The following is a 10,862-nucleotide window of genomic DNA, read 5'->3' as shown; positions in this document are numbered from 1 at the left end:
AAAAACATCCCGAAGGATGTTTCATTACTAGCTTATTTCTTTGCTTGGTTTAGGCAATCCATAACTGCAGTACGAATACGATTTGATGTTAAAGTTGCAGATGATACTACATCAACATCAATACTGTTCTTTTCTACAATTGTTTCTGGAATTGTCTTTAATGCACCTGATGCGATTTCTTCAGTTTCATTTTGTGTATCAATTGTAACTGATTTAATTGTGTTACCTTCAATTACAACTGAAACTTTCATTGGTCCATATTGTCCTTCAACTTCTGATTGATATGTACCATCATTTAATTCTTGTTTCATATCAAACTCAATCTTAACTTCTTCTTCCATGAAGTAATTCATATCTAATAAGTTTGATGCAACTTTTACTTTGTATCCTGTTCCAAGTTCTTGAGTCATTACATTTTCTGCAGCGATGTTACCAAATACTAATGGCCCCATGACGCCAGTTCCACCTGATGCAAATTTACCCCAGATACCACCAACAATTTCACCAGCAGCATATAATCCTGGAATAGCATTTCCTGTTTCATCAAGTACTTGCATTTTATCATTTACTGATACTCCACCTAAAGTGATGACAACCAATGCTTTTAAAGGAACTGCATAATATGTTTCACCTTCGATTTTATTTACTGCTAAGTTGTATGCATTAACTTCGCCATCATATTTACGTCCAAATTCATCAGTACCTTTACTATCCACTGCAGTGTTGTAGTCTGCAATTGTTTTTGTCAAGGCATCCACTGGAACATTAATCTTTTCAGCTAACTCTTCAATAGAATTTGCTTTTACAACTTTACTATACCCTGGAGCACCTTCTTTTGCATAAAGCATGTTCCACATACCTGCACCACCAGCTGCATCTAGATCCGCAATAATCTTATCTGTAAAGATATCATATTGAACTGCATCTGTTTGTTCCTCAAGGGCAACTTCTCTTACTTCAACTTTCGATTCTGTTTCATCAACGAAACGTAATCCTTCTTGGTTAACACAAATTCCTCCTGCTTTCCAAGTATATGTTGGAGCAATTGAACCAGATTGATTACTTCCTTCAAGTCCCATAGGGAATGTAGGAATATAACTTAATCCTTCTTCATCCACATTTGCACCCATTTGTTGCATCATGTAAAGTCCAAATCCATTTGAGTTCTTAGAACCGCCTGCTAAATAACCAGAACCATTTTCAGCATAAGCACCCATTAATTTTTGATTTCCAGAATATCCTCCTGTTGCCATAATTACACCCTTAGATGCATCATAACGAACAGTCTTATTCTCTTTTGTATTTGTTGCGATTACTGTTAGAACTTGCCCCTTATCATTTGCGACAAGTTGTGTAGCCTCTGTTAAGTAATCAATTGTAATTTCTTCATATTTTTGTAGTACAGTATCTAATACTTCGTGTACTGCAGCTTTGTATTTAGTTGGATCATCTGGTCTTGGTTTATAAGATCTTTGTACTGAATACAATGCATGTTCTGGAGCAAAAATAGAACGTCTGCCTTCTGCATCCATTGCGAATGTATTATCACTTAAACCGTTATCCCATAACCATTGAATCATATCCACATCTTTTTCTGCGAATAAACGTATTAATTCTTCATTTCCTTTTTGATCACCATTTTTCATGATATCAGCAACATAAGAATCAATTGTATCTTCAATTCCATCTTCTTTTTGAATTACTGTTTCAGCCCCTGACATGGAACCTGAAGTATAATTCAATGCTCCACCTGTCTTATCTGTCATCTCCAAAATAATGACTGATTTAGCACCATTATCTACTGCACTAATTGCAGCTGATAAACCTGCTCCCCCAGCACCGACAATAACTACATCAGCTTGTTTTGTTTCATCTGTTGTAACTTCTGGTGTTGCCACTGGTTTTTCTTGTGTTGTACAACCAGTAAGTACCGTCATTCCTAACACGATTGCGGTAAAACCACTTAATAATTTTTTCACATTATCACCTCGTCTCTATTCTACTATTAATCAATAATTTCACAATGTAAAAACCATGCTTATTTTTAATGTTTTCATAACTAAATGCAGTAAATATGTTATAAAATAAGTAGTGAGGTGAGATTATGCGTACAACTTATACATCAAAATACATTATTAAGAAAGATTTCTTAAGTAATCAATTGAAATCTTTTGACATCGAACCCCTTTTCTTTAGTTTTTATTCTAAACCAATGGAAAAGCCTTTTGAAAATGATATTTTAACTCATTTTAAAATAAGTATTGTTACAAAAGGGATTGTAAGAATTAAGTCAAAATCGTATGAATACATAGTTGAACCCTATGATTGTGTCGTCTTCCCTCCCAATATGCTTTATTCCATTCAACCCATTGAGAATGAAGAAATTGAATTTTATACCATTTACTTTGATTTACCAAAAGTTCAAAAAAACAATTTTATTCATTTGTTTCAACTTCAAACAATTCTTTGTCTTAAACAGTTCTTTACTGATCATAGTTTATATTATGTTGCAGAGAAATATAGGGAACATTGCTTAAATGAACAAATGACGTACCAAAGTGTTAAACTATTATTAGATCAAACATTTCTTAAAATATTGAAGTATATTCAATTAGAAGGTTACCAACCCTTCATTTCTTCCCACTATGATACAGAAGAAAAAGTTGTGAGTTCATGTATCCAATACATAGACAATCACTCAAATGATTTGATCACTGTGCAAGACTTATGTACCCACTTATCATTGTCTCAAAGTTATCTATATCGCTGTTTCATGAATTATCTTCATGAGTCTCCGAAGAAATTTATAGTACAATATCAATTGAAGAGAACAGAAGCTGACCTCATGCACAGTACAAAATCGATTAGTGAAATTGCGAATCAGTTTGGATTTTCTTCAGTTTATTCATTCTGCAATATTTTTAAAGCTAATTATCATATGTCTCCTAAGACATTTAGAAATCAATTTAGAAAGGACTTACTACAATGAACTTATTTAACTTTAAACAAAAAAACAAACCTGTAATTGTTTGTTTCCATGGATTTGGACGTAGACGAAAAGATGAGTTTTTACCTTTATTGGAATACTTTAAGGATTATGAAGTCATCATTCCAGAATTATACAACATCGAAGATGAAACAGATTCAGATTGGACACATTGGATCAATCGGGCTGAGAAAACAGTAACTGACTTAGCAAGTGAAGGGAAGCGAATCATCTTAATTGGATTCTCAATGGGTGGTGTTATTGCATCTTATTGTGCAACCAAGCCTAATGTGGAAAAACTAATTTTGTTAGCTCCTGCTTTTGAATATGTGAATTTAGGCAATGCTACTGAGTTTGTATCTTCTTTCTTTGATAAAAAAGAAAAAGATGAATCTCCTTATCCAGAATTACCTTCATCATTTACTATGACCTTCACAAACCTTGTCAATAATTGCAAGCCTGCTGTTGGAGATATTCAAGTACCTACTTGTATTTTCCATGGTCTAGAAGATAATGTAATTCATTATTCTTCAAGTAGAAAATTTTACAAAAAGATACCCGCTAAGATTAAACATCTTTATTTAGTTGAAGATGTAACACATCGCATTATGGATGATCCATTGCATGGAGAATTCACAATTAAATGTATCAAAACATTCATTGAAGAAGAAAACAAGTAGACCTTTATGATCTACTTGTTTTTAATTTCTTCTACTTTTTCAATAATTTCACTGAAACTATAAATATGATGTACATCGGATTGACATGGTCTTTCTCTATCTGGCCATAACCATACAGGTGTACAACCAGCAAGTGTTGCACCATATACATCCGCATAGAATGTATCACCTACATAAACCATTTCATCAGGTTCAATACCTAATTGACTACATGACTCTATAAATATTCTAGGATCTGGTTTGTGGACTCCAAAATCACCAGACACGATAACTGAATCAAAGTATGGCTTAAGACCACATATATCTAATTTACTATGTTGTCCTTTTGAATCACCATTGGTGATACAACCCAGTTTATAATTCTTTTTTAATTCTGTTAGTGTGTCAAATACACCATCACGTAACACCTGGAACAAATGAAAGTTATCTAACCACTTACTTGCTAAATCATCCGTAATTGATTTATCCAAGTTGTACGTTTTCGCAAGTTGATCAAATACAAATTTCTTTGATACTGTACCATACTGATCCCATGTTATACAATTTTGAACAATGGCTTCAAACTCAATTGAATGCTCATCAACATGTGGAAATAAGATTTTCATATCATGTCTATATTTATCATAAGCTGCATGAGAGCGAAGCGATAAAGTTCCGTCAAAGTCAAATACGATTGCTTTTATATTTTTCATAAATTTACCTCACGCTTAATTATACGTGATTTTTTATCTTTTACAAATACCCATACTCTCTTCTTGAACGTAATATACAAATTACAGATAATACTAAGCCTAGTAATTCAGCAAGAGGAACAGCTAACCATATCCCTTCAATACCAATAACCATCGGTAAGCATACAAGCGATAGAATCAAGAAGAAGAATGTTCTAACAAACGAAATGAAAGCTGAAACTTTTCCATTTGAGAATGCTGTAAATAACGCAGATGCAAAGATATTAAATCCAACAAAGATAAAACTAATTGAGAATAAAGCGAAACCATGTTTTGCAATCGCAAATACCTCTGTTCCTTGTCTTGCAAAAATAGATATGATTAAGTCTTCAAATACATTGGATATACCATACATTAAGACTGAAAAGACAACGATAATAATTACACTCATCTTGAAGTATTTCTTGATCTTAGCACGATTACCTTCTCCATAGTTATAACTGAAGACAGGGGCAACACCTTGTGAGTAGCCTAAGAATACAGATGTTAATAAAAATTGTGCATACAAGACAATTGTAATGGCTGCAACTCCTGTTTCTCCCATATATTTAAGCATCATCATATTGAATAGGAATGTCGTTACAGATATCGATAAATTACTAACCATTTCTGATGAACCATTTGAACATGTATTCAAGATTACATCTTTTCTAAAAACTGGTTTTTCAAAATGTAATACTGTTGTCTTTTTAAACATGAAGAAGTAAACGCCATAAATTGCGGGTATAGAATATCCGATGACAGTCGCAACAGCAGCCCCTGCAATACCCCAGTTGAAAATAGCGATAAAGACATAATCTAATATAATATTTGCGACACCGCCCAGCAACGTAACAATTAAACCAAGATGAGGTTTACCCGCAGTTACAAAAAAACTTTGGAAGATCATTTGGAATATCGCAAGTGGGGTACCCATTGCAAGTACAATCAAGTAATCTTTACAGTACCCAAATAACGCTTCCGTAGCCCCTAAGGCTAGAATTATCTCATCAATGAATAAAAGTCCAACTACCACTAATACAAGCCCTAGAACTAACCCAAACAAGCAAATAAGCGTAAAATTTTGTTTTGCTTCAAGGATTTTATTCTCACCCATGTTTTTCGCAATAATAGCACTTCCACCAGTACCAATCATAATTGCAATACCAACCACGATACTTGGTATTGGATAAACAATGTTAATTGCAGATAATGCAAGTTCATTGATTAAGTTCGCTACAAACACACCATCAATCATTGTATATAATGCTAGAAACACCATCATAATAACCGGTGGTCCTGTAAATTTAACCAATGATAATAATGTAAAATCTTTTCCTAAACTATTTTTCATTTTCCATTTCACGAATATATTCACTGCGTATCTCATCTAAGATAGCACAGAATATTTGTATCTCCTTTTCATCATATTTTTCTTTTACTTTTAAAATCGCACGATTCAAAGCTTTACCATATTGTTTATAGTAATCTTCACTTTCTGAACTAACCTCGACATAAAAAACTCTACGATCCTCTTCACTTTGTTTCTTTACAACTAAACCATCTTTAATCAACTCATTTAACTTCAACGTTACTGCAGCTTTTGATATATTTAATTTTTCCGCTAAGTAACTACCCGTACAATTTGGAGTCATATTAATCAAATCCAAATACAATAAAGAATTATAACTTATATCCCAATCCGTACCATCATTCATCAAATGCAATTCATTCAATGTCATTTCATGAAAGTAATTCTTAATTGTATTCTTAATATCCATATACAGCTCCTTTTAGTTTAGTTTGCTTAACTATATTACAATAAATTATCAACTAAATCAACAAAAAAAAGACACATTTTTCAATGTGTCTTTCAATTTAAGTTTAATTAAACTTATTTAATGATTTCTGTAACGTTACCAGAACCTACAGTTCTTCCACCTTCACGGATAGAGAACTTAGTTCCTTGTTCAACAGCGATTGGAGCGATTAATTCAACGATCATTTCGATGTTGTCTCCAGGCATAACCATTTCAGTACCTTCAGGAAGTTTTACAACTCCTGTTACGTCAGTTGTACGGAAATAGAATTGAGGACGGTAGTTAGTTACGAATGGTGTATGACGTCCACCTTCTTCTTTAGTTAATACGTATACTTGAGCTTTGAAAGCTGTATGTGGAGTAACTGATCCAGGTTTAGCTAGACATTGTCCACGTTCGATTTCATCACGAGAAACACCACGTAATAATGCACCAATGTTGTCTCCTGCTTCAGCATAGTCTAATAATTTACGGAACATTTCGATACCAGTAACAACTGATTTCTTAGTATCATGAATACCAACGATTTCAACTTCTTCGTTAAGGTTTAAGTGTCCACGTTCAACACGTCCAGTAGCAACTGTACCACGACCTGTGATTGTAAATACGTCTTCAACAGCCATTAAGAATGGTTTGTCTGTTTCATGAGTTGGAGTTGGAATCCAAGTATCAACTGCGTTCATTAATTCTTGAACTTTTTCTTCCCATTCTGCATTTCCTTCAAGAGATTTTAATGCAGATCCACGGATAACTGGTGTATCATCACCTTCGAAACCGTAAGCACCAAGAAGTTCACGAACTTCCATTTCAACAAGGTCGATTAATTCTTCATCTTCAACCATGTCGCATTTGTTCAAGAATACAACCATTCTTGGAACACCTACTTGACGAGCAAGTAAGATATGTTCACGAGTTTGAGGCATTGGTCCATCAGTAGCAGCAACAACAAGGATTGATCCATCCATTTGTGCAGCTCCTGTGATCATGTTTTTAATGTAGTCAGCATGGCCTGGGCAGTCAACGTGAGCATAGTGACGTGCGTCAGTTTCATACTCTACGTGAGATGTGTTAATTGTAATACCACGTTCTTTTTCTTCAGGTGCTCCATCGATTTGGTCATAAGCGCGAGCTTCAGCATGACCTGATTTTGCTAAAAAGTTTGTAATAGCAGCAGTTAATGTTGTTTTACCATGGTCAACGTGTCCAATAGTACCAATGTTAACGTGTTCTTTACTTCTGTCAAATTTTTGTTTTGCCATTGTGCAAATTCCTCCTAATTTTTATGTTTGTATAGCCAAATATATTTTAAGATAAACACTTAGATAATGCAATATTTATCGATTAATCTTTAGCGTTTTTCTTTGCGATAGTTTCTGCAATGCTCTTTGGCACTTCTGAGTAGTGGTCAGTTTGCATTACATAGTTACCACGACCTTGTGTAAATGAACGAAGGTCTGTTGAATATCCGAACATTTCAGAAAGTGGTACAAATGCTTTAACTTTAACAGCATTTCCGATTTCTTCTTGGTCACGGATTTGTCCACGACGTTTTGTAATATCACCCATTACTGAACCTAAATATTCAGCAGGAGCTGTTACGTCAACAGTCATGATTGGTTCAAGTAGAACTGGTTTACATTTCTTAGCTGCTTCTTTAAGAGCCATACTTGCTGCAATCTTATATGCCATTTCAGATGAATCGACATCATGATAAGATCCGTCAAATAATGTAGCTTTAATATCAACAACTGGATAACCTGCAACTAAACCATTATTTAATGCAGCTTCCAATCCTTCTTGAGATGGTTTGATATATTCTCTAGGAACTGTTCCACCAACGATAGCGTCAATGAATTCAAATCCTTTTCCTTCTTCATTTGGTTCGAAGCGGATCCATACGTGACCGTATTGTCCACGTCCACCTGATTGACGAACGAATTTACCTTCACACTCTGCAGTACCACGAATAGTTTCACGGTAAGCAACTTGTGGAGCACCAACGTTAGCTTCTACTTTGAATTCACGGCGCATACGGTCAACGATGATATCTAAGTGAAGTTCACCCATACCAGCGATGATTGTTTGTCCTGTTTCTTCATCAGTGTAAGTTTTGAATGTTGGATCTTCTTCAGCAAGTTTTGCAAGTGCAAGACCCATTTTATCTGAGTCAGCTTTTGTTTTAGGTTCAACTGACATTTGGATAACTGGTTCTGGGAAGACCATTGATTCAAGGATAATTGGAGATTTTTCATCACACAATGTATCCCCTGTAGTTGTTGCTTTTAATCCTACAGCAGCAGCAATATCACCAGCATGAACTACTTCAATTTCAGCACGGTGGTTTGCATGCATTTGTACTAAACGTCCAAAACGTTCACGAGTATCTTTAGTAGCATTTAATACATAACTTCCTGATGTTGCTGTACCTGAGTACACACGGAAGTAAGTTAAACGTCCTACGAATGGGTCAGTCATAACTTTAAATGCTAAAGCTGAGAATGGTTCACTATCATCAGCATGTCTTGCTTCTTCAACACCATCTTCAGTTAAACCAATCATTGCTGGAATATCTAATGGTGATGGTAAGTAGTCAACAACAGCATCAAGCATTAATTGAACACCTTTATTTTTATATGAAGATCCACATAATACTGGGAAGAATTCAGATGCAAGAACTCCTGCACGGATTGCACGTTTGATTTCTTCGATTGTAGGTTCTTCACCTTCAAGTACTTTCATCATTACTTCGTCATCAAAGTCTGCGATCATTTCGCACAATTTAGCACGAAGTTCTTCAGCTTGGTCTTTGAATTCATCAGCGATTTCAGTAATTTCAATATCTGTACCTAAATCGTTTTTAAACATATATTGTTTACGTTCGATTAGATCGATAATTCCTCTAAATGTATTTTCAGCACCGATTGGCATTTGAATAGCAGCACCTTTAGCTCCTAAACGATTTCCAATTGAGTTAACTGACATTAAGAAGTCAGCCCCTGTAGCATCCATTTTATTACAATAAACGATACGAGGTACTTTATAAGTTGTAGCTTGTCTCCAAACTGTTTCAGTTTGAGGTTCTACTCCAGCTTTTGAGTCAAGAACTGTAACAGCACCATCTAATACACGAAGTGAACGTTCAACTTCAACAGTGAAGTCAACGTGACCTGGAGTATCGATAATGTTTACGCGATAACCCTTCCATGATGCAGTTGTAGCTGCGGAAGTGATTGTGATACCACGTTCTTGTTCTTGAGCCATCCAGTCCATTTGAGATGCCCCATCATGAGTTTCCCCAATTTTATGAGTTATCCCAGTATAGTAAAGGATACGTTCTGTAGTAGTGGTTTTACCAGCATCGATGTGAGCCATGATACCGATGTTTCTTGTATGTAGTAAATCAAATTCACGTGCCATAACTGTATATCCTCTCTACTACCAGCGATAGTGTGCGAAAGCTTTATTCGCATCAGCCATTCTGTGAGTATCATCTTTCTTCTTAACTGAAGCTCCTGTATTGTTTGCAGCATCAATAATTTCATTTGCTAAACGTTGATCCATTGTTTTCTCATTTCTTAAACGAGAATAGTTAACGATCCAACGAAGACCTAATGTTAATTTTCTTTCAGCAGAAACTTCTACTGGTACTTGGTAGTTAGCACCACCAACACGACGAACTTTAAGTTCAAGAAGTGGCATAACGTTAGCTAATGCTTTCTCAAATACTTCCATTGGTTGTTGTCCAGTTTTTTCTTCTACAATATCAAATGCGTCATAAAGAAGTGTTTGTGCAACCCCTTTTTTACCGTCTAACATAATCTTATTGATTAAACGAGTAACTAACTTTGAATTGTAGATAGGATCTGCAAGAACATCTCTTTTTGCTATATAACCTTTTCTTGGCATTCTAATTACCTCCTATCCTATTTAGCAGCCTTTGGCTTTTTAGTACCGTATAATGAACGAGATTGATTACGTCCGTTTACGCCTGCACAGTCCAAAGTTCCGCGAATAATGTGATAACGTACCCCTGGTAAGTCTTTAATACGACCTCCACGAATCATAACCACACTATGTTCTTGTAAATTGTGTCCGATACCTGGGATGTAAGCAGTAACTTCCATTCCATTACTCAAGCGTACACGAGCATATTTACGAAGAGCTGAGTTAGGTTTTTTTGGAGTCATTGTACCCACACGAGTACATACCCCTCTCTTTTGAGGACTTGATAAATCTGTTGAAGAGCTCTTTAAAGAGTTGTAACCTTTGTTTAAAGCTGGAGATTTTGATTTCCAAACTTTATTTGTACGACCTTTACGTACTAACTGATTAATTGTTGGCATTAATAGTTCTCCTTTCGAATTCTAAGCACACACTTCCAAGCGTGCCGTACATTAGCATAAATAATAGTTTCCAATACAGGAAACCAAGTAGTCGCTAAGCCTTATTATTCTAATTCATTTGAGATAACCTTGTCAATACAAAATACAAACTAATTCATGAATTTACTTTGAAATTGTAAAATAAGCCAAAATAAAAGCATCTTTCGATGCTTTTATTCGATATTTTTTTCAATTAACTGATTTTCTGTTTCATCTATTAATTCTTCTTGATCACCGTCAGTTGTAGTGTCTGTTTCTTCTTCAGGTTGCAACGCAGGTTCTTC

At 35.0% G+C, this 10,862-nt stretch carries 10 protein-coding genes; 2 read left to right on the top strand and 8 right to left on the bottom strand.

Going from position 1 to position 10,862, the window contains the following annotated elements; genetic code table 11:
* Nucleotides 1–32: 32 nt before the first annotated feature.
* A complete protein-coding gene (locus RR643_RS09835) occupies nucleotides 33–1,979 on the bottom strand; it encodes an FAD-binding protein (RefSeq protein ID WP_332483107.1) in 1,947 nt (648 codons plus the stop codon).
* Nucleotides 1,980–2,104: 125 nt separating this feature from the next.
* Between RR643_RS09835 and RR643_RS09830 the strand changes: the two genes are divergently transcribed.
* Together RR643_RS09830 and RR643_RS09825 are read left to right on the top strand one after the other, a co-directional pair.
* Nucleotides 2,105–2,989 (top strand): helix-turn-helix domain-containing protein, encoded by an 885-nt coding sequence (locus RR643_RS09830; protein ID WP_332483106.1) that lies wholly within the window; start codon nucleotides 2,105–2,107, stop codon nucleotides 2,987–2,989.
* Entirely contained in the window at nucleotides 2,986–3,666 is a 681-nt protein-coding gene (locus RR643_RS09825; protein WP_332483105.1) for an alpha/beta hydrolase, read from the top strand. The genes RR643_RS09830 and RR643_RS09825 overlap by 4 nt, the downstream gene beginning before the upstream one ends.
* A gap of 11 nt (nucleotides 3,667–3,677) precedes the next feature.
* On the opposite strand, the gene RR643_RS09820 is transcribed toward RR643_RS09825, so the two are convergent.
* From RR643_RS09820 to rpsL, 7 genes are all read right to left on the bottom strand, one after another.
* On the bottom strand, nucleotides 3,678–4,358 hold the full coding sequence (locus RR643_RS09820) for an HAD family hydrolase (RefSeq protein ID WP_332483104.1): 681 nt from the start codon (nucleotides 4,356–4,358) through the stop codon (nucleotides 3,678–3,680).
* 40 nt (nucleotides 4,359–4,398) lie between these two features.
* Complete coding sequence (locus RR643_RS09815; RefSeq protein ID WP_332470194.1) at nucleotides 4,399–5,730, bottom strand: MATE family efflux transporter; 1,332 nt, start codon at nucleotides 5,728–5,730, stop codon at nucleotides 4,399–4,401.
* Nucleotides 5,720–6,157: a MarR family transcriptional regulator gene (locus tag RR643_RS09810; protein ID WP_332470193.1), complete on the bottom strand. Its 438-nt coding sequence runs from the start codon at nucleotides 6,155–6,157 to the stop codon at nucleotides 5,720–5,722. The genes RR643_RS09815 and RR643_RS09810 overlap by 11 nt, the downstream gene beginning before the upstream one ends.
* A gap of 113 nt (nucleotides 6,158–6,270) precedes the next feature.
* On the bottom strand, nucleotides 6,271–7,455 hold the full coding sequence (gene tuf / locus RR643_RS09805) for an elongation factor Tu (RefSeq protein ID WP_332483103.1): 1,185 nt from the start codon (nucleotides 7,453–7,455) through the stop codon (nucleotides 6,271–6,273).
* Nucleotides 7,456–7,537: 82 nt separating this feature from the next.
* Nucleotides 7,538–9,613 carry an elongation factor G gene (fusA, locus tag RR643_RS09800; protein WP_332483102.1) on the bottom strand — a complete coding sequence of 692 codons (2,076 nt, stop codon included), beginning with the start codon at nucleotides 9,611–9,613 and terminating at the stop codon, nucleotides 7,538–7,540.
* An 18-nt stretch (nucleotides 9,614–9,631) separates the two neighbouring features.
* Nucleotides 9,632–10,102: a 30S ribosomal protein S7 gene (gene rpsG / locus RR643_RS09795; RefSeq protein WP_332483101.1), complete on the bottom strand. Its 471-nt coding sequence runs from the start codon at nucleotides 10,100–10,102 to the stop codon at nucleotides 9,632–9,634.
* A 17-nt stretch (nucleotides 10,103–10,119) separates the two neighbouring features.
* Entirely contained in the window at nucleotides 10,120–10,539 is a 420-nt protein-coding gene (rpsL, locus tag RR643_RS09790) for a 30S ribosomal protein S12 (RefSeq protein WP_332483100.1), read from the bottom strand.
* Between the last annotated feature and the right edge of the window lie 323 nt (nucleotides 10,540–10,862).

This window comes from Anaerorhabdus sp. (assembly GCF_036637135.1).
GTDB lineage: Bacteria > Bacillota_I > Bacilli_A > Erysipelotrichales > Erysipelotrichaceae > Anaerorhabdus.
The sequence above is the reverse complement of the archived record's forward strand: the minus strand, read 5'-3'. Positions and strand labels throughout refer to the sequence as shown.